Origin of the sequence: Mesorhizobium sp. L2C066B000 (assembly GCF_000502335.1) — a bacterium.
In the GTDB taxonomy this organism is placed as follows: domain Bacteria; phylum Pseudomonadota; class Alphaproteobacteria; order Rhizobiales; family Rhizobiaceae; genus Mesorhizobium.
The window spans coordinates 109,765-133,477 of sequence record NZ_AYWZ01000005.1 but is presented as its reverse complement, the minus strand read 5'-3'; the positions used below and the strand labels follow the sequence as shown (position 1 = coordinate 133,477).

At 62.4% G+C, this 23,713-nt stretch carries 28 protein-coding genes; 12 read left to right on the top strand and 16 right to left on the bottom strand.

Features of this window, described 5'->3' with window-relative positions; translation table 11 throughout:
* Positions 1-110: 110 nt before the first annotated feature.
* Positions 111-626, bottom strand: coding sequence for a 3-hydroxyacyl-[acyl-carrier-protein] dehydratase FabA (fabA, locus tag X733_RS151055; protein WP_023818820.1), 516 nt, complete (start codon positions 624-626; stop codon positions 111-113).
* Positions 627-970: 344 nt separating this feature from the next.
* Between fabA and irrA the strand changes: the two genes are divergently transcribed.
* Positions 971-1,402, top strand: coding sequence for an iron response transcriptional regulator IrrA (gene irrA / locus X733_RS151060; RefSeq protein ID WP_031193300.1), 432 nt, complete (start codon positions 971-973; stop codon positions 1,400-1,402).
* 10 nt (positions 1,403-1,412) lie between these two features.
* The gene (locus tag X733_RS151065; RefSeq protein WP_023703478.1) at positions 1,413-1,772 is read left to right on the top strand and encodes a DUF4260 domain-containing protein; all 360 of its coding nucleotides are present in this window, start codon (positions 1,413-1,415) and stop codon (positions 1,770-1,772) included.
* A 13-nt stretch (positions 1,773-1,785) separates the two neighbouring features.
* Here X733_RS151065 and X733_RS151070 read toward each other — a convergent pair whose 3' ends face one another.
* Positions 1,786-2,343, bottom strand: coding sequence for an SH3 domain-containing protein (locus X733_RS151070; protein ID WP_023669569.1), 558 nt, complete (start codon positions 2,341-2,343; stop codon positions 1,786-1,788).
* Between the two features lie 157 nt (positions 2,344-2,500).
* On the opposite strand from X733_RS151070, the gene X733_RS151075 reads away from it, so the two are divergent.
* Positions 2,501-3,502, top strand: a complete 1,002-nt coding sequence (locus tag X733_RS151075) for a D-glycerate dehydrogenase (protein WP_023738187.1) — start codon at positions 2,501-2,503, stop codon at positions 3,500-3,502.
* Between the two features lie 12 nt (positions 3,503-3,514).
* On the opposite strand, the gene X733_RS151080 is transcribed toward X733_RS151075, so the two are convergent.
* Genes X733_RS151080 through dnaN form a run of 6 tightly spaced genes read right to left on the bottom strand, consistent with a single transcriptional unit; the run spans position 3,515 to position 8,777 of the window.
* Complete coding sequence (locus X733_RS151080) at positions 3,515-3,928, bottom strand: DUF126 domain-containing protein (RefSeq protein WP_023732436.1); 414 nt, start codon at positions 3,926-3,928, stop codon at positions 3,515-3,517.
* Positions 3,925-5,178, bottom strand: coding sequence for an aconitase X catalytic domain-containing protein (locus X733_RS151085; protein WP_023818819.1), 1,254 nt, complete (start codon positions 5,176-5,178; stop codon positions 3,925-3,927). The genes X733_RS151080 and X733_RS151085 overlap by 4 nt, the downstream gene beginning before the upstream one ends.
* Positions 5,175-5,663 carry a GNAT family N-acetyltransferase gene (locus X733_RS151090; protein ID WP_023818818.1) on the bottom strand — a complete coding sequence of 163 codons (489 nt, stop codon included), beginning with the start codon at positions 5,661-5,663 and terminating at the stop codon, positions 5,175-5,177. Before X733_RS151090 ends, X733_RS151085 begins: the two co-directional genes overlap by 4 nt.
* 4 nt (positions 5,664-5,667) lie before the next feature.
* Complete coding sequence (locus X733_RS151095; protein ID WP_023818817.1) at positions 5,668-6,423, bottom strand: molybdopterin-synthase adenylyltransferase MoeB; 756 nt, start codon at positions 6,421-6,423, stop codon at positions 5,668-5,670.
* 31 nt (positions 6,424-6,454) lie between these two features.
* Positions 6,455-7,600, bottom strand: coding sequence for a DNA replication/repair protein RecF (gene recF, locus X733_RS151100; protein ID WP_023818816.1), 1,146 nt, complete (start codon positions 7,598-7,600; stop codon positions 6,455-6,457).
* Positions 7,601-7,658: 58 nt separating this feature from the next.
* Positions 7,659-8,777, bottom strand: a complete 1,119-nt coding sequence (dnaN, locus tag X733_RS151105; RefSeq protein WP_023669575.1) for a DNA polymerase III subunit beta — start codon at positions 8,775-8,777, stop codon at positions 7,659-7,661.
* Here dnaN and X733_RS1000000169575 point away from each other — a divergent pair.
* On the top strand, positions 8,776-9,051 hold the full coding sequence (locus tag X733_RS1000000169575; protein ID WP_155922476.1) for a hypothetical protein: 276 nt from the start codon (positions 8,776-8,778) through the stop codon (positions 9,049-9,051). The genes dnaN and X733_RS1000000169575 overlap by 2 nt on opposite strands.
* 27 nt (positions 9,052-9,078) lie before the next feature.
* Here X733_RS1000000169575 and dnaA read toward each other — a convergent pair whose 3' ends face one another.
* The gene (dnaA, locus tag X733_RS151110) at positions 9,079-10,623 is read right to left on the bottom strand and encodes a chromosomal replication initiator protein DnaA (RefSeq protein ID WP_031193297.1); all 1,545 of its coding nucleotides are present in this window, start codon (positions 10,621-10,623) and stop codon (positions 9,079-9,081) included.
* A gap of 569 nt (positions 10,624-11,192) precedes the next feature.
* On the opposite strand from dnaA, the gene X733_RS1000000169570 reads away from it, so the two are divergent.
* Positions 11,193-11,444 (top strand): hypothetical protein, encoded by a 252-nt coding sequence (locus X733_RS1000000169570; protein ID WP_155924205.1) that lies wholly within the window; start codon positions 11,193-11,195, stop codon positions 11,442-11,444.
* Positions 11,445-11,470: 26 nt separating this feature from the next.
* Here the strand turns inward: X733_RS1000000169570 and rpsT are convergent, their stop codons facing one another.
* The 4 genes from rpsT to X733_RS151130 form a co-directional block, all read right to left on the bottom strand.
* Positions 11,471-11,737, bottom strand: coding sequence for a 30S ribosomal protein S20 (rpsT, locus tag X733_RS151115; protein WP_023681995.1), 267 nt, complete (start codon positions 11,735-11,737; stop codon positions 11,471-11,473).
* 159 nt (positions 11,738-11,896) lie between these two features.
* Complete coding sequence (locus X733_RS151120; RefSeq protein ID WP_023818814.1) at positions 11,897-12,670, bottom strand: enoyl-CoA hydratase; 774 nt, start codon at positions 12,668-12,670, stop codon at positions 11,897-11,899.
* 40 nt (positions 12,671-12,710) lie between these two features.
* Positions 12,711-13,601, bottom strand: coding sequence for a bifunctional DNA-formamidopyrimidine glycosylase/DNA-(apurinic or apyrimidinic site) lyase (gene mutM, locus X733_RS151125; RefSeq protein WP_023818813.1), 891 nt, complete (start codon positions 13,599-13,601; stop codon positions 12,711-12,713).
* Positions 13,594-14,832, bottom strand: a complete 1,239-nt coding sequence (locus X733_RS151130) for a phosphopentomutase (protein WP_023818812.1) — start codon at positions 14,830-14,832, stop codon at positions 13,594-13,596. Before X733_RS151130 ends, mutM begins: the two co-directional genes overlap by 8 nt.
* Before the next feature lie 175 nt (positions 14,833-15,007).
* Between X733_RS151130 and X733_RS151135 the strand changes: the two genes are divergently transcribed.
* Entirely contained in the window at positions 15,008-15,961 is a 954-nt protein-coding gene (locus X733_RS151135) for a PhnD/SsuA/transferrin family substrate-binding protein (protein WP_023818811.1), read from the top strand.
* 28 nt (positions 15,962-15,989) lie between these two features.
* Here the strand turns inward: X733_RS151135 and X733_RS151140 are convergent, their stop codons facing one another.
* The 3 genes from X733_RS151140 to X733_RS151150 form a co-directional block, all read right to left on the bottom strand.
* Positions 15,990-16,625, bottom strand: coding sequence for a TadE/TadG family type IV pilus assembly protein (locus X733_RS151140; protein ID WP_023818810.1), 636 nt, complete (start codon positions 16,623-16,625; stop codon positions 15,990-15,992).
* A gap of 30 nt (positions 16,626-16,655) precedes the next feature.
* Entirely contained in the window at positions 16,656-17,285 is a 630-nt protein-coding gene (locus X733_RS151145; RefSeq protein WP_023818809.1) for a TadE/TadG family type IV pilus assembly protein, read from the bottom strand.
* A gap of 154 nt (positions 17,286-17,439) precedes the next feature.
* The gene (locus X733_RS151150) at positions 17,440-17,862 is read right to left on the bottom strand and encodes a pilus assembly protein N-terminal domain-containing protein (RefSeq protein ID WP_023818808.1); all 423 of its coding nucleotides are present in this window, start codon (positions 17,860-17,862) and stop codon (positions 17,440-17,442) included.
* A gap of 347 nt (positions 17,863-18,209) precedes the next feature.
* Between X733_RS151150 and X733_RS151155 the strand changes: the two genes are divergently transcribed.
* The 6 genes from X733_RS151155 to X733_RS151180 all read left to right on the top strand — a co-directional run bounded on the left by X733_RS151155 (position 18,210) and on the right by X733_RS151180 (position 23,685).
* Positions 18,210-18,380, top strand: a complete 171-nt coding sequence (locus X733_RS151155) for a Flp family type IVb pilin (RefSeq protein ID WP_023681987.1) — start codon at positions 18,210-18,212, stop codon at positions 18,378-18,380.
* A gap of 149 nt (positions 18,381-18,529) precedes the next feature.
* Positions 18,530-19,048 (top strand): prepilin peptidase, encoded by a 519-nt coding sequence (locus X733_RS151160; protein WP_023703464.1) that lies wholly within the window; start codon positions 18,530-18,532, stop codon positions 19,046-19,048.
* 205 nt (positions 19,049-19,253) lie between these two features.
* On the top strand, positions 19,254-20,066 hold the full coding sequence (gene cpaB, locus X733_RS151165) for a Flp pilus assembly protein CpaB (RefSeq protein ID WP_023681985.1): 813 nt from the start codon (positions 19,254-19,256) through the stop codon (positions 20,064-20,066).
* The gene (locus X733_RS151170) at positions 20,063-21,595 is read left to right on the top strand and encodes a type II and III secretion system protein family protein (protein WP_023681984.1); all 1,533 of its coding nucleotides are present in this window, start codon (positions 20,063-20,065) and stop codon (positions 21,593-21,595) included. Before cpaB ends, X733_RS151170 begins: the two co-directional genes overlap by 4 nt.
* Positions 21,596-21,609: 14 nt before the next feature.
* Complete coding sequence (locus X733_RS151175) at positions 21,610-22,347, top strand: CpaD family pilus assembly protein (RefSeq protein ID WP_023681983.1); 738 nt, start codon at positions 21,610-21,612, stop codon at positions 22,345-22,347.
* A 54-nt stretch (positions 22,348-22,401) separates the two neighbouring features.
* Positions 22,402-23,685 carry a CpaE family protein gene (locus X733_RS151180; RefSeq protein ID WP_023681982.1) on the top strand — a complete coding sequence of 428 codons (1,284 nt, stop codon included), beginning with the start codon at positions 22,402-22,404 and terminating at the stop codon, positions 23,683-23,685.
* The last annotated feature ends 28 nt before the right edge of the window (positions 23,686-23,713 follow it).

The window sequence follows — 23,713 nt, the reverse complement described above, 5'->3', positions numbered from 1 at the left end:
CAGCGGATGATCCCGAAACCCTAGTCGGTTTTCGCCGGCGATCATACGCAAAATCAAAATGCCGCAGCGGCGTTGCGTCTCGGAAGAACGCGCCGCTGCAGTGGCGCCGGTCAGGCGGCCGATTGCTTGGACAGCCCCACCTTGAGGTCTGTCGCAGCGTATATGGGTTCGCCGTCGGCCTTAAGCCAGCCATCGGCGATACCGAGCACCAGGCGTCCACGCATGACGCGCTTGAAATCGATGCCGTATTCCACCTTCTTGACCGAAGGCGTCACCATGCCCTTGAACTTGACCTCGCCGGTCGACAGCGCCATGCCCTTGCCCGGCTCGCCGAGCCAGCCGAGGTAAAAACCCGTCAATTGCCACATGGCGTCAAGGCCCAGGCACCCCGGCATGATCGGATTGCCGATGAAATGGCAGTCGAAGAACCACAGGTCCGGCTTGATGTCGAATTCGGCACGGATGAAGCCCTTGTCGTAGGCGCCGCCGGTCTCGCTGATCTCGGTGATGCGGTCGAACATCAGCATGGGCGGGTAGGGCAGCTGGGCGTTGCCGGGCCCGAACAGCTCGCCGCGGGCGCAGGCGAGCAATTCCTCATAACCGTAGCTGGATTTCGAACCCGCCATATGTCTCGTCCCCATAATCGTCCCGGGCGGTGGGGCGCCCTTGTCGTTGGTTTCCTAACACAATCCCATTCGGGCCGGAAACCGGCGTTTGCGCTTAACCCGCCCGTCTGCCCGGGTCAATGCGCGCTCTCGCATCGGCCTGGAAATCGATTCCGATTTCCAGAAAGCACGATGCTAGCCAAAAGTGATAGAGCGCATTTGGTGCGTCCAACTGGCCGCACGTCGCTCTATTGATCGTATTCGGCCAACAGAATATATGTCGGGAGGTGCCCAGTTTCGGCCGATGACGTTTTTTCGCCACTCTGGGCGTGTCTTGAGGCAGAACTGTGGGCTTGGACGGATAGATGGATCTGGGCGGCCGGAAGGAAAATGTCGCTGTGGACAAGCGGGTTCGCGAAGCCGGCCTCAGGCCGACACGCCAACGCATTGCGCTGGCCGATCTGCTGTTTGCCAAGGGCGACCGCCACCTTTCGGCCGAGGAACTGCATGAAGAGGCGGTCGCCGCCGGCGTGCCGGTCTCGCTCGCCACCGTCTACAACGCGCTTCACCAGTTCACCCAGGCCGGCCTGCTGCGCATCCTGGCGGTCGAGGGGTCCAAGACCTATTTCGACACCAACACCTCCGATCACCATCATTTTTACATCGAAGGCGAAAACAGGATCTTCGATATAGAAAGCGGTCCGGTGACCGTCTCCAACCTGCCGGAGCCACCCGCAGGTATGGAGATCGCCAATGTCGACATCGTGGTGAGGCTGCGCCCGAAACGCAGCGTTTAAGCCCCAACCCGTGAAACCTGTCGATTTTGCAATCCGGCTCGAATGGGTTGCGGTCGCGGTCGTGGCTATAGTCGCCTATGCCGCGTCAGGCGTTTCCTGGTGGCTGTTCGCCCTGCTTATCCTGGCGCCAGACCTGTCGATGCTGGGCTATCTCGCCGGGGCACGGATCGGCGCTGTCGCTTACAATGCCTTGCACATATTGATCGTCCCGCTGTTGCTGGCGCTCGCCGGATATGTTCTGGCCAATTCGACGGCGACCGCGATTGGTCTGATCTGGATCATCCACATCGCCGTCGACCGCGCGCTCGGCTACGGTCTCAAACTGTCGGCCGGTTTTCGGGACACCCATCTCGGCCGTATCGGCCGTTAGGCCTCCAGCAATCTCAATTCTTGACGTGCTCGCCGGGATAGGCGCCCCACACCTGCGACTGGGCGATCCAGCCGGTGTGGCCGTCGAAGGTCATTTCGCACCACTGGCCATCGCAGGTTTTGATCGTGCCCGTAACGCCCGGCTCGATGATGGCGATGACGCTGGCGTCCTTGTCGGCATCGTCGAGCAGATTGATTCGGCCCCCCTTGGTGCGCTGCCAGGGGGCGACGATCGCGGTCCGGCGGCCCGACAGCAGCGACTGGTTGATCCAACCCTCCGAGCCATCGGCATCGCGCACGCGCCGCCAGGTATCGAATTCCTGGATGATCTCCATAGGCAGGCCGGCCTTTGTGTACATCCAGTCGACGGAATAGTTGGCGCCGGGCCCAACGCGCGAGTTGACGCGAGCCGATTTCAGGCTGACGAAACGCGGCAGCGGCAGGCCGCTCGGCCCGAGCGTGACCGTCTGCACAGGTGCGGCGGCACCTTGCGCCGCGGCTTGCGGGGAATGCAGGAGAGCGCCGAGAAGCGCTGCGCTGAGGATCAGGCGAAGCGACGCGAAACCAGACACTTTCATTCCTTTCGGCGCATGCCCTTTGGCCCGGGCGCCCCTTTTTCTTTGTCTTCGGCGGCACCGCTTGTTACAGGAGTGGCAGGCACCGCGACCGGTATTCAGTTTCGCCTGTCTTGGTTAAAGAGGTCTCAACGAGATCGGGTTCGAGGAAACAATGGCAGGCAAAAAACGGCCTCTCGTCGTCATCACGCGCAAGCTGCCCGATCCGGTCGAGACCCGCATGCGCGAACTCTTCGACGCCAGGCTGAATGTCGAGGACAGGCCGATGACGCAGCCGGAGCTGGTCGCGGCGATCAAGGAAGCCGATGTGCTGGTGCCGACCATCACCGACCAGATCGATGCGGCGCTGATTGCCCAGGCCGGCGACAATCTCAAGCTGATCGCCAATTTCGGCAATGGCGTCGACAAGATCGATGTCGCTGCGGCGGCCAAGAAAGGCATTACCGTCACCAACACGCCGAACGTGCTGACCGAAGATACGGCCGACATGACCATGGCGCTGATGCTGGCCGGCCCGCGGCGGTTGGCCGAAGGCGCCAATGTGCTCACCAGCGACAAGAAATGGGCCGGTTGGTCGCCGACCTGGATGCTCGGCCGGCGCATCTGGGGCAAGCGCCTCGGCATTGTCGGCATGGGCCGCATCGGCACCGCTGTTGCCAGGCGCGCAAAGGCTTTCGGCCTGTCCATCCACTACCATAACCGCCATCGCGTGCTGCCGGCGGTCGAGGAAGGGCTGGAGGCGACCTATTGGGAAAGCCTCGACCAGATGCTTGCCCGCATGGACATCATCTCGGTCAATTGCCCGTCGACGCCGGCGACCTTTCATCTGCTTTCGGCGCGGCGCCTGGCTCTGCTTCAGCCCACCGCCTATGTGGTCAACACCGCGCGCGGCGACATCATCGACGAGGAAGCGCTGGTCAAGCTGATCCAGGACGGCAAGATCGCCGGCGCCGGCCTCGACGTCTATGAGCACGAACCGGCGCTGAACTCGAAACTGCTGAAGCTTGCCGCCAAGAACAAGGTCGTGCTTTTGCCGCATATGGGTTCGGCGACGATCGAGGGCCGCATCGACATGGGCGAGAAGGTGATCATCAACATCCGCGCCTTCTTCGACGGCCACCGGCCGCCGGACCGCGTGCTGCCGCTACGGACTTGAAGCGGGCCGCGTTCAGGCTGCGGTTGTGAGGGCGCCATCCGCAGCGACACTCACACGCTTGCCGCGATAGGCCTCAAAATCGTCGCGCCCGAGCCTGAGCGCTACCGGCGTCCGCCAGCCCATTTCCCTGGCCACGATCAAGCCAAGCAGCAGAATCGCGTCCGGCTCGTGCAGCACGAGTGCCGTCGGCGCATGGCCATTGTGGACGAGTTCCATCAGCACGGCTGACGCTGAGGACGAGCCGATCGTGCCGGGCAGGAACAGCACACGCCCGGAAATGGTCTCGCCATGCTGCGGGTGACGGACATCGGCGATGCGGCCGCTCTTCGGATCGACGCCACCCCAGAAGCTGATTGGCGCGGTCAGCACCAAGGCCAGTCCTTCGCCTCCGCTGCCCGGCACCAGTATGTCGGCTGCAGCATTCATGCGGCGATATCCGTAAACCTGGGCTTACCGGCAACCGCGCTTTCCACGCAGTCGGCCAGCGAGCCGTAAAGCACGGCGTAACCGGTATTGCCCGGCGCGTAGTGCGCGAATTTTCCCGAATTGGTCATCAGCATGCCGTCGGCCAGATCCGGCAGGATCGGCGTCACCACCACGCAGGTGTCGGCGACGATGATGACGCCGCTGGCTTCGAGCATCTTGCGGTTGCCGTTCTGCTCCAGCCTGGTGAGCACGTGGCGGCCGGTGCAGGCGTAAATCGGCACGCTGAGCCGCCGCCCGCCAATCAGCCGCTCAAGTGCATCGAATTCGGCCAAAGACAGATGCGGACTGCCGATCGCCACGGCATCGATGGCGGTCTGCGTGGCTGCGGTGGACAGGCCGGCGCGGGCCTTCATGGCCATCTCCGGCGTTACGCGGATCATCGTTTCCGGCCTGCCGCCCACCAGGATGGTCTCGGCGTCGGGCGCTTCTGGCGTTACCCCAGCGATATGGAACAGGCCGACGGCGCCCGACGATGCCGCCGCCGCGCCGAAGGCCTTCAGCGCATCCTCGCCGGGATGGCTGGATATGCCGGTGACGACGCCGACCGCGTTGCCGACCTCACGGCCGTAGAGGTTGCCCAGCACCGGCCAGGCGATCTCCGAACCAAGGAACGAGGCGGAGAGGCCGGACACATCGAACACCAGCCGTGCCTGCCGGTTCTCGGGGCGATGCAGGCCGTAATCCGGCGCGCGGCCCGATATGGCGCAGGCGATGTCGAGGAAGTCGCCATAGCGGTTGGTGCGTGCCCCCAGCACCGAATTGCAGAACACCACCGCGTTGGATTCACCCCAGGCGACATCGCTGCCAAGCGCTGGCCTGTGGCCGGCCTGATAGGGCGCGCAGGTCCAGCTCTGCTCGCAGCCCAGTTTGCGGTAGGCCTCCATCATTCGTCGCGCCATGCCGCGCGCCGGCTCTTCGAGGCGCACGCGCGAACAGCCCATCAGGTCGAGCGCGCCGACATTGAGCGTCGAGCGCACCGCGACCCTGGCGCCGCCATCGACCAGCCTTTCGGCAAACAGCGTGCCGGAATCGCCGTGATAGAGCGCGCCGTCTATATGCGTCGAGGCGATCGGGATCAGTCGCGGCGCGCCGAGCAGCGCAGCGCTTTCGGCAACGATGCGCATCGCCATCGCCGCCCCGTCATGGCCGGAGGCGATTGTCTGCTCCTGTGCGCTGAGGGCGAGGCTCACGCGAACTCCTTGCGCATGGTGATCGAGGTCGGCCGGTCATAACCGTCATGCGCCGTGCGCGCGGTTTCGCGGAAGCCGAGACGCGCAAAGGTTGCACGATTTACGGTCAGTTCGATTCGCGTCTGCAGTTCGATGGCCGGTTTGTTCCGGCTGCGGGCGAGAAATTCGACAGCCTGCATCAGCCGCCTGCCGATGCCTTGCCCTTGAAGCTCAGGTTCGACGGCGAGCTTCCCGATATAGAAATCATCGGCTCTCTCCAGCGCGAAAACGCAGCCGGCTATCCTGTCATCCTGCAGGGCCAGCAACACGGTCTCGCGGCCAGCCTTGTCCCTGAGGTTTCCGGCGTTCAGCAGATGTGCCGAGGAGGGCGGGTCGATGACGCCGTCCATCGGTGCAAAGGCGCGCATGATCAGGCCGAGCAGTTCATCCCAGCGCTCGAAATCGGAGGCAAGCTGCGTAACAAGGACGCTGGTGGACTGATCCATAAGCTCAGTTTCTCTTGTAGCGGATCGTGTCGAAGCGCGCCGACAGTGCATCGTAGAGCAGCAGCCGGCCGACCAGTGGTTCGCCGATACCGGTGATCAGCTTGATGGCTTCCATCGCCTGCAAGGTGCCGATGACGCCGGTCAGCGCACCGACGACCCCGGCCACCGCGCAGGACGGCACCAGTCCTTCCGGCGGCGCTTCAGGAAAGAGGTCGCGATATCCAGGGTTCGGTCTGCCGTCCGCGCCGGTCCCGAACGGCATCAACACCGTCACCGAGCCGTCGAAGCGGCCGACGGCGGCATGCACGAGCGGCCGCTTTTCCGCCGCGCAGGCATCCGCCACCACATAGCGCGTCTCGAAATTGTCGGAGCCGTCGACGACCACGTCGTAGCGCGCGACGAGAATGGCAGCATTGTCGGCCGTCAGCCTGAAATCGTGCAATTCCAGCGCGACATGGGGATTGATCCGGGCGATCGCTGCTTTGGCGCTCTCGGTCTTCGCAATACCGACAGTATCGGTGGCGTGGATCACTTGCCGCTGCAGATTGGACAGCGAGACAATGTCGTCATCGACGATGCCAAGCGTGCCGACGCCTGCGGCAGCGAGATATTCCAGCACCGGCGCGCCGAGCCCGCCGGCGCCGATGACCAGTACCCGGGCCCGCTTCAGCCTCTGCTGGCCGGCGCCGCCGATCTCGGGCAGCACGATGTGGCGGGCATAGCGTTCGAGCTCTTCGTCGGTGAGGGCGGCAGGGGTCATTGCCGGACCATATAGCGGAGCAAAAAGCTTGTCAGGTCTCTTCGGTTGGCCCAACCGTGCCGTGGTCGACGGTGAGGAACTGCGCGCGTCCCCTCAGGCTGGAAAACAGCGCGGCGTCGGTTCCGGTCATGAAGGCTTGGCAGCTCAGCTCTTCCAGGATCGAGAACAGCGCGGCGCGCCGGCCGGCATCGAGATGCGCGGCAATCTCGTCGAGCAACAGGATCGGCGTCATCCCCGACATCTCGCCGGTCAGCCTTGCGTGCGACAACACGATGCCGACCAGCAGCGCCTTCTGCTCTCCGGTCGAGCAGAGTTCGGCCGGCATCGCCTTGGGGCGGTGGCGCACCAGCAGATCCGAACGGTGCGGGCCATCGAACGTGCGTCCGGCGGCGCGGTCGCGCTCGCGGCCGTCGGCAAGGGCACCGCGATAGCGTTCCTCGACGTCCACGGCGGGTGCTGTGGCGACGTCGCTTTCAAGGTCGCCGGAGAGGCTGATGTCGGCCTGCGGAAACGGCCCGCTGGAAGGCAGCCTGTCGATCATGGCGGTAAGCAGGCGCACCAGTTCGGCGCGCGCAGCCGCGATCGCCACGCCGGTTTCGGCCATCTGCATCTCGATGGCGTCGAACCATGCGCCGTCTCGCGAACCTTCCGTAAGCAGTCGGTTACGTCCGCGCATCGCCTTCTCATAGTCGAGCGCGCGCTGGCCGTGGCCGGGATCGATCGCAAGCACCAGCCTGTCGAGAAAGCGCCGCCGGTCCGCGGCAGGTCCGGGGAACAGGCCGTCCATGGCCGGCGTCAGCCAGACCACGCGCAGCCATTCCAGCATGGCGTCGGCCGACCGTGCCGGCGCGCCATTGATGCGCACCTTGCGACCACCCTCGCCGGCCGCTTCACCCCCGGTGATGCCGGTGCCGATCTCGACCTGTCCCTCCGGCCCGTCGAGCCTTGCGTGGAGCGCAAAGCCGCCATCGCCGCCTTCGCGGGCCACGTCGACATAGGGCGCGCGGCGCAGGCCGCGGCCAGGCGTCAGCAGCGAGATGGCTTCCAGGAGATTGGTCTTGCCGGCGCCATTGTCGCCGGAAAACACCACCGCGCCGGGTGAAAAGCCGATCGACAACGCCGCATAATTGCGGAAATTCGTAAGTGTGAGCTTACTTATGTGATTTTGTTCCGGCAACCGCTATCCGCCTATAGAAGTCGCCGCAATCACTATGCTGCAGTGTGCCGCAGGGCGGCTACACCCGCATCGGCATCAGCACGTAGAGCGCGGTCTCATCGGCCATGTCGTGGATCAGCGTCGGCGAGCCGGCATCGGCCAGCATGAACTTGGCTTCCGTGCCGGTGAGTTGAGCAGCAACGTCGAGCAGATATTTGGCGTTGAAGCCAATCTCGATCGGGTCGGACGAATAGTCGGCCGCCAGTTCCTCGGTGGCGCTGCCCGAATCCGGATTGTTGACGGCAAGCGTCACCTGGCCTTCGGTGATCGAAAGCTTCACCGCGCGGCCGCGCTCGGAGGAAATGGTCGAGACGCGATCGACGGCGGCGGCGAAGCTCTGGCGGTCGATGATCAGCTTCTTGTCGTTGCCGGTCGGAATGACGCGCTGGTAGTCCGGGAAAGTGCCGTCGATCAGCTTCGAGGTCAGAACCACGCTGCCGATGGTGAAGCGGATCTTGGTGTCGGACAATTCGGTGGTCACCGCGACATCGGGATCGTCGACCAGCTTCTGCAACTCGCTGACCGTCTTGCGCGGAATGATGATGCCCGGCATGCCTTCGGACCCGGCCGGAGCGTCGATCTCGGCGCGCGCCAGGCGGTGGCCGTCGGTCGCCACCGAACGCAGCTTCAGCTTGCCGCCAGTTTCATGCGTGTGCAGGTAGATGCCGTTGAGATAGTAGCGCGTCTCTTCGGTGGATATGGCGAACTGGGTCTTTTCGATAAGGCCTCTCAGGGCGACGGAATCGAGCCGGAAGATGTGTGAGAAGGATCCCGCCGAAAGCTCCGGGAAATCGGACTGCGGCAGGCATTGCAGGCGAAAGCTCGAGCGGCCCGACGTTACCGTCATGGCGTTGCCGTCCTCGTCGGTCTTCAGCATCACTTCGGCGCCGTCGGCCAGCTTGCGCACGATGTCGTAGAGCAGGTGCGCCGGAACCGTCGTCGCCCCGCCGCGCTCGACCTTTGCCGGCGTCGCTTCGGTCACTTCGAGGTCGAGGTCGGTGGCTTTCATTTCAAGGCTGGCGCCCTCGGCGCTGAGCAGCACGTTCGACAGGATCGGTATGGTATTGCGCCGCTCGACCACGCGATGAACGTGGTTGAGCGACTTCAGGAGATTGGACCGTTCCAGGATAACACGCATGACGAAACAGGCTCGCTTGAATGAATGGACGGGTCACCAGTGGGCGGCGCCCCGCGAAAGGTCTGAACAGGCTCAGAATCTATGCAAACTGACAGGAAAAAGCCAGCAAACGCAAGTCCGGGCCACCGGTTCGCGCCGGTTAAGCGGGCTTTCTGGGGATAAAGCGGACGTTGGCCGGCAACCGATGCATGTCGCCGAAAACTGCGCAGCGGTTTTGGGACAAAGACATGCATCAAAACAAGAAAATTTAAAGCGCGACGACCGAATACTCTAACCCGGCGCGCTCCGTTTGCCGCGCCGATCAGGCTTGGTCGTTGATCAGCCTGCGCAACAGTTCCAGTTCCTGCGCCAGCGTGTTGTCGACGCCGGAAAGGTCCTCGATCTTGCGCACCGCATGCAGCACCGTGGTGTGGTCGCGCCCGCCGAACCGCCGGCCGATCTCCGGCAGCGAGCGCGGCGTCAATACCTTCGACAGGTACATGGCGACCTGCCTGGGCTTCACGATGGTGCGCGTGCGCCGGTTGGACAGCAACTCGGTCTTCGACACATTGTAGTGGCGCGCCACGATGCGCTGGATGTCCTCGATGCGCACCCGCTTCGGCTCGCCAGAGCGATAGATGTGCCCCAGGATCTCGTCGATGCGGTCGATGGTGATCGCCGGCTCGAACGACTGACGAAACAGCAGTTGGTTGAACGCGCCCTCCAGCTCACGCCCGCTGCCGGTGACGGTACGGGCGACATGGTTGAGGATCTCCTCCGAAATATTGAGCGACGCATCGTCGACCTTGGCCGTGGCAAGCCGCAGCTTGAGCATGCCGATGCGCATGGCGAAGTCCGGCGCCGACATTTCCAGCGCGACACCGCCATTGAGGCGCGAGCGCACCCGCGGTTCCAGCGATTCCAGTTCCGACGGCGGCCTGTCGGCGGCAACCACCACTTGCTTGGCGCTGTCGAGCAGCATGTTGATGAGATGGCAGAATTCGTGCTGGATCGACTTGCCCTGCAGGAACTGCATGTCGTCGATGATCAAGAGGTCGATGTCGCGCAGCTGTTCCTTCAGCGTCAGCGCATTGTTGTCGCGGATCGCGGTGGCGAAGCGCCACATGAAATATTCGGCCGTCAGATAGACGACGCGCGATTTCGGGTTCTGTTTCAGGGATTCGGCCGCAATCGCCTGCAAAAGGTGCGTCTTGCCGAGCCCGACGGTTGCATGAAGGAACAGCGGGTTGAAGCGCACCGCGCTCGACTGCGATTCCGCCACGGCTTTGGCTGCGGCGAAAGCCACCCGGTTCGACGGGCCTTCGATGAAGGAGCCGAACGTGTAGCGCGGGTCGAGCGGCGACCCCAGCACATTGTGCCGGAATTCGCTCTCGATCGGCGTGCCGGGACGAGGGGCGGGCGCCCGCTCCACCCTGCCGGGGCCGACCGTGCCGGCCGCCAATGCGGTCTGCGTATGCTTGGTCATCTTGCGCGCCGGCACGACCTCGGGTTCGACGCCATTGCGGGCAGGACGGGTCGCGGTGCGCACGACCATCTCGATCTTGAGGATTTCGGGATCCTCGTGCTTCCACAGATCGGCGATGAGATCGAGATAATGGCCATTGATCCACGAGCGCAGGAAGGCCGTGGGCACCGAGATGCGTACAATGCCCCGGGAAGCCTCAGCCACCTTCATACGGCCGAACCAACTCGAATAGACCTCGGTTCCCAGGCGCGCCTTCAACTGGGCCTTGACCCGGTCGAACTTCTGTTCCGCGTCGCTGGAAGCCGCCATATCGTGCGCTCCGACCAATGTTCCGGGAAATGGCAGGTCGCCCGTAAGCTCCCGCTCGATGCCGCTCTGCATGATTGTGCGTCCCTTTTCCTTTGTACCTTTTTTCCGCCGGGAGTGCGCCTCCTGCACCCATGTTTCCGGCGACCGTATCTTCGCTACAACACCACCGCCGCCGCCGGCGGATGACGTTGCCTCGTCAGAATGGGATCGGTCCCGGCTGCTTAAGGCCAGTCCGTCTGACATGTTCGGGCAAAGCGGTGCTACCCGGCGAAAACGCCGGTGCGCCATCAAGCTGCCATGTACAATTACGCCAGTCCCCTATCGTATCGAAAAGGCAAGCCATACCCGTTCGCGGAATTGATCCACGTCATGAATTCTGCCACTGTTAGCTGGCCGATTCAGGCTGGGTTAAGGGCTAATGGCCCGTCCCTTTCGATAGATCGACATTACCGAAATCGCTGTGGATAGGGCAAGGCCACCTCTAACGGATTTTTAAGGAATCTGGTTAGTGAACAACGGTTCGGGCTCCGTGCTGGAAGCGCATATTTTGACAAAGCCATTGGGATTCAAACCCTTTTGCCGCGAATATGAAAATGGCTGTGCGGTTTGAAATTTTCTGAAATAATTCGCTTGACACCAACTTGCTGCCTATCGCCCACAGGCTATGTGAACAAGCTGTGGATCACTTCCAGCAAGCCACTGAAAAATATCAGCAATTTGTGACAGCCAAATTTATTGGCGTGGGCCGTTTCGGCGGATTGGAATATCAGTGGGAGTGTATGTGCCGGCAAAGCATTCCAGACTCTGGAATGCGGCTCGGGCGTGCTTTGCGGCCGTTCTTTTTAAGTGCTTGCCGGCAAACGAAAAAACCCGGCGCGATTGGCCGGGTTTGAAAGAACGACAGTTCAGGAACGGTCGATCAGGCCGACAGCACCTTGAGGCGGTGAGCCAGACGCGACACCTTGCGCGATGCCGTATTCTTATGGATCACGCCCTTGGTCGCGGCGCGCATCAATTCCGGCTCTGCGGTCTTGAAGGCTTCCAGCGCGGCTGCCTTGTCGCCCGCAGCCAGTGCCTCTTCGACCTGGCGGACATAGGTACGCACGCGCGAGCGGCGGTTCTTGTTGATCGCTGCGCGGCGGGCGATCTTGCGCGTTGCCTTTTTGGCCGAGGAGGTATTGGCCATGATGCCTCTCTTCTGATCTGGTGGGCGCATGCGGGATGCCGCAGGGCGCAAAAAACAAACGGGCAGCCAACGGCCGCCTCGGTTGGAGCGGCTTATAGTTCAGCTTTTCCGGCGCGTCAACGCCGCTTTGGCTTCTTTTTGGTCCTCGCCGCCGCCACTCTAGCGATTGGTGAAATTCGGCTTCCGCTTCTCGGCAAAGGCGGCCATCCCTTCCTTCTGGTCGTCGAGCGCAAACAGCGAGTGGAACAGCCGGCGTTCGAAGCGCAGTCCCTCCGCCAGCGTCGTCTCGTAGGCGCGGTTGACTGCCTCCTTGGCCATCATCACCGATGGCAGTGAAAACTCTGATATCCTGGCCGCGGCCTTCATCGCCTCCTCGATCAACTCGCCGGCCGGCACGACGCGCGAGGCCAGGCCGCTGCGCTCGGCTTCGGCGGCATCCATCATCCGACCGGTCAGGCACATGTCCATGGCCTTCGACTTGCCGACAAAGCGGGTCAGCCGTTGCGACCCACCCATGCCGGGAATGACGCCGAGCGTGATTTCGGGCTGGCCGAATTTAGCCGTGTCGGCGGCAATGATGAAATCGCACATCATCGCCAGTTCGCAGCCGCCGCCCAGTGCATAGCCGGCGACCGCCGCGATCATCGGCTTGCGGGTGCGGGTAAACTCTTCCCAGCCGACGAAGAAATCCTGCACATAGGCCTCCGCGTAGGTGACGGCCTGCATTTCCTTGATGTCGGCGCCCGCCGCAAAAGCCTTCTCGGAACCGGTGATGACCATGGCGCCGATGCCGGGATCGGCGTCGAACCCCTTTGCCGCCGTCAGCAAATCCGCCAGCACCTGCGCGTTCAGCGCGTTGAGCGTCTTGGGCCGGTTCAGCGTGATCAGGCCGACCTTGCCGCGCGTCTCGACGATGATGGTTTCATAGCTCATGGGCTGGCCTCCTGGTTGCGGCACTGAAGGACCGTCTAGCTTACCGCTGGCAGGTCCGGCAATAAAAGGTCGAGCGGCCGCTTTGCACGATGCGCTCGATGTGGCCGCGACAGCCGGGCGTCGGACAGGGCTCGCCTTCGCGATCGTAGACCGCGAAGGAATGCTGGAAATAGCCCAGCGACCCGTCTGTGTGCACATAGTCGCGCAGCGAAGACCCGCCGGCGGCGATCGCATCGGCGATCACCGAACGGATTGCCTCGGCCAGTCGTTCGCTCTGTTCCTTGGCCTTCTTGCTGGTCCCGGCGATGGTGCCTGCCTCGCGCAATGGCGAAAGGGCGGCGCGCCACAGCGCTTCCGACACATAGATATTGCCGAGCCCGGCAATCAGCTTCTGGTCGAGCAGCGCCGCCTTCAACGGCGATCTGCGGCCCTTCAGCAGAGAGGCGAGCAGGGCGCCTTCCAGCGCATTGCCGGTCGGCTCGACGCCCAGTCCCGCCAGCATCGGATGCGCGTCGGCCAGGCCTTCCGCAAACAGCATGAAGCCGAAGCGACGCGGGTCGTTGAAGACCACGCGAGACTGGACGCCGACAGGCGACACGACATGGAACACCACATGGTCGTGCTTGGCATTCTTCGAGCGCTCTTGATGGAACGTGCCGGGCGTCTCTTTGTCATCAGCGGCCTCGATGCGGAACGAGCCCGACATGCCGAGATGGCAGATCAGCACCGGGCCATCGTCCAGGTGTATGGTGAGATATTTGGCGCGGCGGCCAAGCGCGATGACGGTCTTGCCGGTCAGCCGCTGCGCAAATCTCGCCGGAAACGGAAATCGGAGATCGGGCCGGCGCGCCTCGACGCGTACGATCCGCGCGCTTTCCAGAACCGGCTGCAGGCCGCGCCGGACGGTTTCGACCTCGGGCAGTTCAGGCATGGCCGCCTATCGCCGCATGGAAGGAAGCGCCGTGGCGGCCGCGCGCCAGCTTGAGGTGTTCGGCGACCGTCTCGCCGATATCGGCGAAGGTGGTCCTGAGCCCGATGTCGCCGCCCGTGAGATCCGGTGCGATGCCGATGACCGGGATGCGTTCGCGCGTGTGGTCGGTGCCACGCCATGTCGGATCGTTGCCATGGTCGGCGGTGAGGATGAGCAGATCGCCCGGCTTCAGCTTTGCCAGTGCCTCGGGCAGCCGGCGGTCGAAGGCTTCGAGCGCCGCAGCATAGCCGGCGACGTCGCGGCGATGGCCGAACTCGGTGTCGAAGTCGACGAAATTGGCGAACACCAGGTCGCCGTCGCCGGCATCGTCCATCGCGCCCAGCGCCTTGTCGAACATTGCCATGTTGCCGGGCGCCTTGCGTACTTCAGAGATACCGCGGTGGGCGAAGATGTCGCCGATCTTGCCGACCGCGATCACCCGGCTGCCGCGCCCGGTCAAGCGGTCGAGCAGCGTCGGCTCAGGCGGCGGCACGGCGTAGTCATGGCGGTTGTAGGTGCGCTCGAAGGTGGCCGATGTTTCGCCCAGGAAAGGCCGTGCGATCACCCGTCCGATCTTCAGCGGATCGACCAGCCGGCGTACCGTCTTGCAGAACTCGTAGAGCCGCTCCAGGCCGAAATGAACTTCGTGCGCTGCTATCTGCAGGACGGAATCGACCGAGGTGTAGCAGATCGGCTGGCCAGTGCGGATATGCTCCTCGCCGAAGCGCTCGATGATCTCCGTGCCGGGCGCATGGCAGTTGCCGAGAATGCCCGGCACCTTGCCCTCGCGGATCATCGCTTCGGTCAGTTCGGCAGGGAAGGCGGGCACCTTATCGGGGAAATAGCCCCAGTCGAACCGCACGGGCAGCCCGGCGATTTCCCAGTGACCCGACGGCGTATCCTTGCCGCTCGAAATCTCCTGCGCGGCGCCGTGGAAAGCGGAGGCTGAAACAGCGGCTTTGCTGTCGAATTGGAAGCCGGTTGCGGTTTCTGCTGCGCGGCCGAGACCGAGCGAAACCATGGTGGGCACCTTCAGCGGTCCCTCGCGCAGGCCCTCGCGATCGGCGCGGGCTTCCGCGCAGGCCAGCGCGATATGTCCGAATGTGTTCGAGCCGGCGTCGCCATAGGGTTCGGCATCGGCGGCGCCGCCAATGCCGAAAGAATCGAGAACGAAGAGGAAAGCGCGTGCCATCGGTGCCGTCATTGCCAGTCTGGTTGACCAGACATAAGGTCCCGTCGCGGCATTGGCAAATCGTAAACCAGGCGGCAACGGCCTGACGCGATGGTCGCGAAGTCGGGCAGGCGCGCTGTACGCATCCTTGAGACATGCGATGCGCTTCAAGGAACGGCGTGCGGGGCATGGATCGATGAGACGGGCTGACCTGGGTTGGAGTGCACTGGCGACCACTGTAGCGCTGCTGGCCTCGCATCTCGCCGCGCACGCCGACTGGCGCGACCAGATCGGCACGTTTCGGATCGGCATCGTTGCCGAGCCGGGCGCCGGCAACACGGTTCCGGGTCTGGCCATGCTGACTGACGCCTACGGCAGGGCGCTCGGCATGAAGGTGGAATTCGTCGTCGCGCATGACTATGCGGCGCTGATAGAGGCACAGGCCAATGGCCGGATTCAGTACGCGGTCTATTCGGCGACCGCCTACGCCACCGCCTCGGAGCGCTGCGGCTGCGTCGAACCTCTTGTGGCGCCGGTCGATGCCGACGGTGCCACGGGCATCCGCTCCGTGCTTTTGACGCGCGACGGCAGGCTTTCCGATCTCGCGGCCCTGGAAACGCACCGCATCGCCATGGCGCCTTCCGACAATGTCGGCGGTTCGCTTCTACCGCTCGCCGGGCTGGCGGCCGACGGCATCAAGATCAGCCAGGATGCGCCATTCCTCGCTCATGCCGGCTCGGCTGCCGCCGCAGAAGCGATGCTGGTCGATGGCCAGGCCGATGCCTTGTTCGGCTGGGAGCGGGCCACGGCGGAAAACCGGACGGCGATTGCTGGCGATCAGCCGGCTGATCCGGACGGCACGGCGGCGCGACTGGAGGCGGCGGGCATTCCAGAAGCCGCGCTCCAGATCATCTGGACCTCCGGCGTGCTCAGATACGGCCCCCACGCCGTCCGCAGCGATCTCGACCCGGAAGCCAAACGCCGACTGACCGTCTTCCTCACCAATCTCAGATCGCAGTCGCCGGAAGTCTACGATTTCGTGGAATCGAAACATTCGGGAGGGTTCACGCTCGCCGCTGCGAGTGACTATGCGATGGCCGATTCCATCGTGCGCCTGGTGTCGGGCAGCACCGACAGCGGCGCGCAATAAAGCCGGGGTCGGATGGGCCAGAGCTGCTTCAGCAATCGCTGCAGGGGATCGACGTGGTCCGGCGCGGCCTGAGATAGTAGGTTTCGCTCATCGTTATCTTGCCTTCGTTGAAGGCCGAGATAAATCCGAGCGGCTTTTCGGAGCCTTCCGACCAGGAGATGATCGGTTGGTATGCTAGAGTGGTTTTGACACGAATGAGGAAAGTCCCCGCAACATTGAGCGTCGCCGGAACGGTGGTGGAAGTTGTCGGGTTGGAGTCGCGGCCAGTCTTCCCATCCAGCACGCTCCAGGACCACGCCACCTTTGCTTGCGGTATCGGATTGTTCGGGTCGGTTCTGATGTCGATTGCCGTAATGGAGATATTGGCGACCGAGCGGTTGTAAGGCTGAAGGCTGGAGTTGCCGATCTTCATGATGTCGGTGAGATCTGCGTTGACCACCGACGTTTGCTGCGTGACGAGGTCGGCAACCATGGAGCTGATGCGGCTGACCTTCTTGCTGGCCTCGATGGCTTGCGAGGCCTCCATCGTAATGAAATACATGATCAGCAAGACAGGCACGACGAGGGCAAACTCGACGGCCGCTATGCCGCGCCGATCGGAAAAAAACCGCGCCGCTCTCTTCCAGCTAACCGACATCCCCGGATGTGCCCCCGCACGAAACATGCACTTTTCCTTTTGCTTACACGTGCAATTTCAGTTGTCGAATGGCTCGTTTTGCCACGTTGTCGTCGCGTAATGCAGAGTCTTGCCGCCATCCATATTCGACATGTATTGAGCCATGAAATCGGTCATGACCGGCCAAGGGTAAAAGACCCGCAGCATGTTCTTTGATTCTGCCGGACCTATTGTAGGGGTCCCGAAAGCCGGGTCCTTGCCTGTATCCGGATCCTTGCCCGTCAGCGTGATGGTCGAGCCGGAAATCGTGAAACCCGCACTGGCTGCCCCGGCAAAGGTCTTGAACGGGCGCAGATCCACCAGCAAACCGGGGCAACCCTTCGCGACAATGATCTCGAGTCTGGCGCAGACCAAGCCCTTCAGCTTCTCTTCCGTCACATCGGCTTGCCTCAACTGGCCAGTACGCAACTGACGGGCGATATCATCGGTGATGTTGGCCATCACCTCCTGTCCGGCAAATGAAACGCAGCTCTCGAGGATGGCGAAGACGAGAGCCGCAAACGGTAGCGCAAGCATCGCGAATTCTATCGCCGTGCTGCCGCGCCGATCACGAAGGAAACGACGGGCGAACGTCGCTCGTCGTGACTTCACCTTGCCGATTTCGGGGCCTGAATCCGCGCCCAAACTCTCGACCAAATCGTCGCCCATGTCCCGTCCCTGCCGATCCTGATGCGGTATCGCCTGCACCAATATCAAGAACCAGTTGAGGTCCGGTTTGGATGACCGTTAAATTCGGCGAGACGGCATTAACCGGCGGCTAACCGAGGCGGCTTTGTCGTGACCGTCAAACCACCCGAGGCGCTTATTGCCCCGCGCTCATCTCGGCCTCGGACGACTTCTCGGATTCGCTCTTGTACGAGCTTTCGCAATAGGGCGTGCAGGACATTGTTTGTATCTGGGCTCGCCTGTAGATGCGCACTGACGACGCATCCTGTCGCACGACGGTGACCTGCTCGTCGATGATCGGGCTGCCCTCCCGGTCAAGGACGACGAGATTGGTGACGCCGAATCCCTTGCCGGTCAGCACGATCGTCGATGCATCCTGGACCGAAGCGTCGGCAATTGCCGGATTGCCGACGACGATGGTGTCGGCCGGGCGTGTCAGTTTGACGATCTTGGCCTGGTTCATCGTCACTTCGATGCCGGCTCCGGCCTTGGCCGGCAGCACGAAAGCCGGGACGGCGAGAAGCGCGACAAGCAGGAATGACGATTTTATGGCAGTCATCAAGGCGCTCCACAGCGGCAAAACTTGTTCAAGGAAACATGAAGGAGATTGGTGAACCAACGGTTAAACCCTTGACCGGCGCCGGGGTATTCGCACCAATCCTGCTGCCAGCTAATGTAACAATGCATCCTGCCGATAGCCGTGAAATTACAGCTCTTCACGGGCAGGCGAGCTACTGTCCAGCGTTTAGTTTACGGTTAACCACGCAAGCTGTTCGAAGCGGGAAAGGAATCGGTAAGGCTGTTTATTAAGCCGATTGAAAGAGCTTCTCCGTAGATTGGCAGCATCCGATCAACCACCACAGAAGTTGACGGAAGTGCTGTAACACGTGGAGTAGGAGCTCTCGAATGTCTAATCTCATCGCACGTTTCGCGAAGGACGAATCCGGCGCGACCGCTATCGAATACGGTCTGATCGCCGCTCTCATCGCGCTTGCCATCATTTTTGGCGCTGGTCAGCTCGGCAACGCCCTGAACAACAAGTTCATCGCCATCGCCGGTAAGGTGAGTGGTTCGTAATACCCTGGTTGCCTTAGAGATAGGGGCCGCCTGACTGGCGGCCCTTATTTCATCGCGTCGGGCGATTTTGAGTAACCCAGTCTCATCGATCGTTAATCATATATGTCTAGGCTGAGGCTGGATACAGTTGGCAACAGGGTGTCGCGCCCATGCTCGAAGCGTTGATCTTCGTCATCTTTCCTTTTTGCATGCTCTTCGCCGCGATCTCCGACATGCTGTCGATGACGATCGCCAACCGCGTACCGGTGCTGCTGCTGGCGGTGTTTGCGCTGGTTGCGCCGCTGACGGCCATGGACTGGGCAACCTATGGCTGGCATTTCGCCGCCGGCGGCCTGGTGCTGGCCGTGACGTTCGGTCTGTTTGCACTCGGCGGCATGGGTGGCGGCGACGCCAAGCTGCTCGCCGGCACCGCCGTCTGGATGGGGTTCAACATTCACCTTGTCGAGTATCTCGTGATATCGACGTTCATCGGCGGACTGCTGACGCTCGCCATCCTTCTCTACCGGAAATCGCCGCTGGCGATTTACACCAGCCACAATCTATTCCTGCGCCATTTCGCCGACGACACGACTGGCGTTCCCTACGGCATTGCACTCGGCATTGGCGGGCTGCTGACCTATCCGGATTCACCCCTGATGGTTTGGGCACTGGCAAAGCTGGCGAACTGAAACAGCAAGCAACCTTTGCCGCTCCGACATCGGTCTGAAAAGAGGCCGCTGGTCGCCCTTTCTGTCGTCGGAGCACGGGTCCGTCCAATTTATGTAAACCTTAAATTAATCACGATCGTAAGCATTGCATTAACCTTGTTTTGACGATTGCCGCTGCAAAGTCCGGCCTGGCTAGGTGGTTGCCTAAAGGCGAGGGTTCGGACAGATGCCAGCATCCCGACTGATTATTCTGGGCGTGGCGGTGGCTGCGGCGGGTGGTGCAGGTTATGTCGCCAAGAATATGGTGGCGGTCCCGCCCCAGCAGGTCGTCGCCGATGCCCCGCAGGCGCCGGCCATTGCCTTGCAGGATGTGCTCGTGCTTTCCGGCGACGTGCCGATGGGCAGCCCACTTGAGAACAATCTCAGCTGGGAGTCATGGCCGTCCGATGGCATCAATGCGAATTTCATCACCCGTGCCGCCGAACCCGAAGCGCGGGAGAAACTGAAGGGCTCCGTCGCCCGCATGGCGATGTACACCGGTGAGCCGCTGCGGCGCTCCAAGCTGATCGGCGAGGGGCAAAGCTTCATGTCTTCGATCCTGCCCACCGGCATGCGTGCCGTCGCCACCGCGATCTCGGCTGACACGTCGGCAGGCGGGTTCATCCTGCCCAACGATTTTGTCGACGTCATCATGACCCGCAGATCCGACACCGGCAACGGCGGCAGCGGATTCACCACCGAGACCATCCTCAAGAACATCCGCGTCCTGGCGATCGATCAGACCATCCAGGAGGACGAGGAAGGCAAGAAGACCAGGGTCGGACAGACGGCGACGCTGGAGCTGACGCCGCAGCAGGCCGAGATCATAACCGTCGCCCAGCAGATGGCCGATCGCCTGACGCTGGCGCTGCGCTCGATCACCGACAACAAGGAAAAGGGTACCGATGAAGCCGACTACCTCGTTTCCGGCAGTGGGCGGCGCGGAACGGTGCGGTTGATCAAATCGGGCGAAGTTTCCGAAGTAGGGGCAAGGAAATGAGGTTAGTCGCTAAACTGCCGGTCACCATGGCTGCAGCCGTCGGCCTGCTTTTCCTCGGAGCCCATGCAAGTGGCCTCGGCGACGCCAAGGCCGCCGGAAAGAGCGTCGGGGTCACGGCCTCGACCGCCACGCAACGTGTCAAGCTCGGCCTCAACAAATCGGTCGTCATCGATCTGCCGAGCGACGCCTACGACATCCTTGTCGCCAATCCCGCGGTCGCCGATGCGGTGACCCGCACCGCAAGGCGCATCTATCTGTTCGGCAAGTCGGTGGGCGAAACCAACATCTTCGTCTTCGGTCCCAATGGCGAGCAGATTGCCAGCCTGGATCTGGCCGTCGAACGCGACGTCGCCGGATTGGAAGACTACCTCAAGCGCTTCCTTCCGAATGCCGAGATCAAGGTCGAATTGCTGAACGACAACGTCGTCCTGACCGGGACGGTGGATACGCCGCTCGATGCCAAGCGCGCCGTCGATCTGGCAACCATCTTCGTGTCCGGAGGTGAAGCGACGACGGGCCAGTATTCGCAGACCGCGGCCGGCGGCAATGCCAATGGGGGCGTCGACATCAACAACCCGGATGCCGAACGCCGGGTCTCGAAGATCGTCAACCTGCTACAGATCATCGGCGACGACCAGGTGACGCTGAAGGTGACCGTGGCCGAAGTCAGCCGCTCGGTGATGAAGCAGCTCGGCGTCAACATGGTTGGCAGCGGCAGCATGGACGGCATCGCTTACGGTGCGCTGAGTTCGCCCAACTACGGTTTGGGAAAGCCGCTTTCGCAGAATTCAGGCTTTAACTTGGGCGGCAGTGGCCTCAAAGCCTACATCAATGCCATGGAGCAAAGCGGCGTCATGAAGACGCTTGCAGAACCGACCCTCACCGCGGTTTCGGGCGAGAAGGCAACGTTCAGGGTCGGCGGCGAATTCAATCTCATCACGGCACGTACGAACAACGTTTCGACCGACAACCAGACCGGCCAGGTCACCTACACCAACGAAAAGCTGGAATACGGCATAGGCCTCGAGTTCCAGCCCGTTGTGCTGTCGGCGGGCCGGATCAGCCTCAAGGTCAGAACATCGGTTTCGGAGCCGACCTCGGAAGGTGCTACCACCCTGGAAGGCGGCGGCAGCTTGCCCGGCCTGACGCTTCTGTCGATCCGCAAGAGACTTGCCGACACCACCGTCGAATTGCCGTCGGGCGGTTCGATGATGATTGCCGGCCTCGTTCGCGACGACGTCCGCCAGGCTGTATCGGGCTTGCCCGGCCTGACCAAGATCCCGGTGCTCGGCACGCTATTCCGCAGCCGCGATTTCGTCCGCAATGAAACTGAACTGGTCATCATCATCACGCCTTATCTGGCTCGGCCGGTGGCGCGCAACGACCTGGCTAAGCCGGACGACAATTTCAATGCCGCCGGCGATGGTCCGGCCATGTTCCTTGGCCGCGTCAACCGCGTCTACGGCACCATGCAGACCGACAAGCCCAACGGCCGCTACCACGGCGTTGTCGGCTTCATCTACAAGTAAGCGGGGAAGCGGACATGTCTCAGTCAGCATCAAAGGTACTGGCGATTGCCGCAACGGCATGGTCTGGCCGTGGCCGGATCCGCCGATCGGCAATGCCGATCCTGGCGGTCGCGATCGCCGCCTCGCTTGCCGGTTGCGCTAAGCGCGACAGCATCACGGTTGGGGCGATTCCCGATGATTATCGCACCACGCATCCGATCGTAATTGCTGAGAAGAACCAGAAGCTCGACCTCCCGGTCGGCGCCGGCGATCGCGGCATGACCGGCTCGCAGCGCGACACGCTTCTGGGCTTCCTCGACGGTTACGACAAGAGCGCTGCCCCGGCGCTGACGATCGCAACCCCGATCGGCTCGGCTAATGAGGTCGCGGCGACTGCCGCGGCGCGCGATTTCGCAAGGCTGGCGGTTGCCAGCGGCATCAAGCTAAACCGGATCGTGGTGACCTCCTACCAGTCGGTTTCCCCGGAAGCGTCGGCGCCTATCCGCGTTTCCTATATTTCGGTGAGAGCCCAGACCGACAAATGCGGGCGCTGGCCCGAAGACATCCTCGAAACCTCCGAAAACAAGCACTACGCCGATTACGGCTGCTCGTCTCAAAACAACCTCGCCGCGCAACTCGCCAATCCGACCGATCTGCTCGGGCCAAGAAAGTCGTCCGACATCGACGCCGAGAACCGCGGCGCGGTGATCGACGTCTACCGCGGCAGAGGTATTTCGGACGAGTTCCTCGGCAATTCGGAAGTGACGTACTAGGAGCGCCGGTCCCGCGTAGAGACCGGAAGAGAAGTCACGGAAAAGAGCATGACAATGAGCAATCTTGCCTACGATACGCCCGTAGACGGCGGCGACAGCTCGCAATTGGATATTGCCGCGATGCAGGCGCTGCGGCCGGTTCCGCGTATTTCCATCCAGGCATTTTGCGAGACGGAAGGTGTCGCGCATCCGGTGGAGCGGGCCGGCGAGGATCGCCGCATGGCCAAGGCGCATCTGAAAGTGCATATGGGCGGCATCGCCACGGCGATCGAATTCTACCAATCCGCGCCGACGCCGAACCTCATCCTTCTGGAGTCGCGCAGCGAACCGAAGCAGTTGCTGGAGCAGCTTGCCCAGCTTTCAGAATATTGCGATCCCTCCTCTAAAGTCGTGGTGATCGGCCACTACAACGATGTCGGTCTTTACCGCGAACTCATCCGCTTCGGTATTTCCGAATACGTCATCGCGCCCGTGTCGATGGCCGATATTGTCTCGGTGGTTTCGTCGATCTTCGTCGATCCGGAAGCCGAGCCGATCGGCCGCTCGATCGCCTTCGTCGGCGCCAAGGGTGGCGTCGGCTCCTCGACCATCGCCCACAATGTGGCGTGGGCGATGTCATCGCTGTTCAAGTCGGAAGTGGTCGTCGCCGATCTCGACCTGGCTTTCGGGACGGCCAACATAAACTTCGACCAGGACCCTGCGCAAGGCATCGCCGAGGCCGTGTTTTCGCCCGAACGCGTCGACGAGGTTTATCTCGACCGTCTGCTTGCCCAGTGCGCCGAACACCTGTCGCTGCTCGCCGCGCCCTCCACCCTCGAACGTGTCTATGATTTCGATCCCGATGCCTTCACGCAACTCATCGATACCGCCCAGCGCAGCGTGCCGCTGCTGGTGCTCGACGTCCCCCATATCTGGACGGGCTGGACCAAGAACACACTGATCAAGGCCGACGAGATCGTCATCACTGCGACGCCGGAATTGGCCAATCTGCGCAACACCAAGAATCTGGTCGATATGCTGACGCGGCTTCGCCCGAACGATCCGCCGCCGAAACTGATCATCAATCAGGCCGGCGTGCCGAAACGGCCCGAGATTTCCGCTTCCGACTTCGCCGAGCCGCTCAGCCTCACGCCGATGTCGGTCATCGCCTTCGACCCGTTGTTGTTTGGAAATGCCGCGAACAACGGCCGCATGCTGGGCGAGATGGATCCCAAGAGCCCGGTCGTCGGCATGATCAACGAAATCGCGCACGTGCTGACCGGTCGCAGCGAAATCAAGGCCAGGAAGAAGGCAGGCCTTGGCGGCCTCCTCGGCAAGCTCTCGCGTAACAAGAAATGACGCTTCTCAAGCGAAATTGGTAGTCGAT

Excerpts from the sequence above, each read along its gene's own strand:
- fabA (WP_023818820.1), bottom strand. The coding sequence starts at position 626 with ATGGCGGGTTCGAAATCCAGCTACGGTTATGAGGAATTGCTCGCCTGC.
- X733_RS151130 (WP_023818812.1), bottom strand. The coding sequence starts at position 14,832 with ATGGCACGCGCTTTCCTCTTCGTTCTCGATTCTTTCGGCATTGGCGGC.
- X733_RS151180 (WP_023681982.1), top strand. The coding sequence starts at position 22,402 with ATGAGCAATCTTGCCTACGATACGCCCGTAGACGGCGGCGACAGCTCG.
- X733_RS151175 (WP_023681983.1), top strand. The coding sequence starts at position 21,610 with ATGTCTCAGTCAGCATCAAAGGTACTGGCGATTGCCGCAACGGCATGG.
- X733_RS151120 (WP_023818814.1), bottom strand. The coding sequence starts at position 12,670 with ATGAGCTATGAAACCATCATCGTCGAGACGCGCGGCAAGGTCGGCCTG.
- X733_RS151140 (WP_023818810.1), bottom strand. The coding sequence starts at position 16,625 with ATGTTTCGTGCGGGGGCACATCCGGGGATGTCGGTTAGCTGGAAGAGA.
- X733_RS1000000169575 (WP_155922476.1), top strand. The coding sequence starts at position 8,776 with ATGACGAAACAGGCTCGCTTGAATGAATGGACGGGTCACCAGTGGGCG.
- dnaA (WP_031193297.1), bottom strand. The coding sequence starts at position 10,623 with ATGCAGAGCGGCATCGAGCGGGAGCTTACGGGCGACCTGCCATTTCCC.
- X733_RS151150 (WP_023818808.1), bottom strand. The coding sequence starts at position 17,862 with ATGACTGCCATAAAATCGTCATTCCTGCTTGTCGCGCTTCTCGCCGTC.
- cpaB (WP_023681985.1), top strand. The coding sequence starts at position 19,254 with ATGCCAGCATCCCGACTGATTATTCTGGGCGTGGCGGTGGCTGCGGCG.
- X733_RS151090 (WP_023818818.1), bottom strand. The coding sequence starts at position 5,663 with ATGGATCAGTCCACCAGCGTCCTTGTTACGCAGCTTGCCTCCGATTTC.
- X733_RS151170 (WP_023681984.1), top strand. The coding sequence starts at position 20,063 with ATGAGGTTAGTCGCTAAACTGCCGGTCACCATGGCTGCAGCCGTCGGC.
- X733_RS151160 (WP_023703464.1), top strand. The coding sequence starts at position 18,530 with ATGCTCGAAGCGTTGATCTTCGTCATCTTTCCTTTTTGCATGCTCTTC.
- X733_RS151075 (WP_023738187.1), top strand. The coding sequence starts at position 2,501 with ATGGCAGGCAAAAAACGGCCTCTCGTCGTCATCACGCGCAAGCTGCCC.
- rpsT (WP_023681995.1), bottom strand. The coding sequence starts at position 11,737 with ATGGCCAATACCTCCTCGGCCAAAAAGGCAACGCGCAAGATCGCCCGC.
- irrA (WP_031193300.1), top strand. The coding sequence starts at position 971 with ATGGATCTGGGCGGCCGGAAGGAAAATGTCGCTGTGGACAAGCGGGTT.
- X733_RS151095 (WP_023818817.1), bottom strand. The coding sequence starts at position 6,423 with ATGACCCCTGCCGCCCTCACCGACGAAGAGCTCGAACGCTATGCCCGC.
- X733_RS151080 (WP_023732436.1), bottom strand. The coding sequence starts at position 3,928 with ATGAATGCTGCAGCCGACATACTGGTGCCGGGCAGCGGAGGCGAAGGA.
- X733_RS151145 (WP_023818809.1), bottom strand. The coding sequence starts at position 17,285 with ATGGGCGACGATTTGGTCGAGAGTTTGGGCGCGGATTCAGGCCCCGAA.
- X733_RS151135 (WP_023818811.1), top strand. The coding sequence starts at position 15,008 with ATGAGACGGGCTGACCTGGGTTGGAGTGCACTGGCGACCACTGTAGCG.
- dnaN (WP_023669575.1), bottom strand. The coding sequence starts at position 8,777 with ATGCGTGTTATCCTGGAACGGTCCAATCTCCTGAAGTCGCTCAACCAC.
- X733_RS151155 (WP_023681987.1), top strand. The coding sequence starts at position 18,210 with ATGTCTAATCTCATCGCACGTTTCGCGAAGGACGAATCCGGCGCGACC.
- mutM (WP_023818813.1), bottom strand. The coding sequence starts at position 13,601 with ATGCCTGAACTGCCCGAGGTCGAAACCGTCCGGCGCGGCCTGCAGCCG.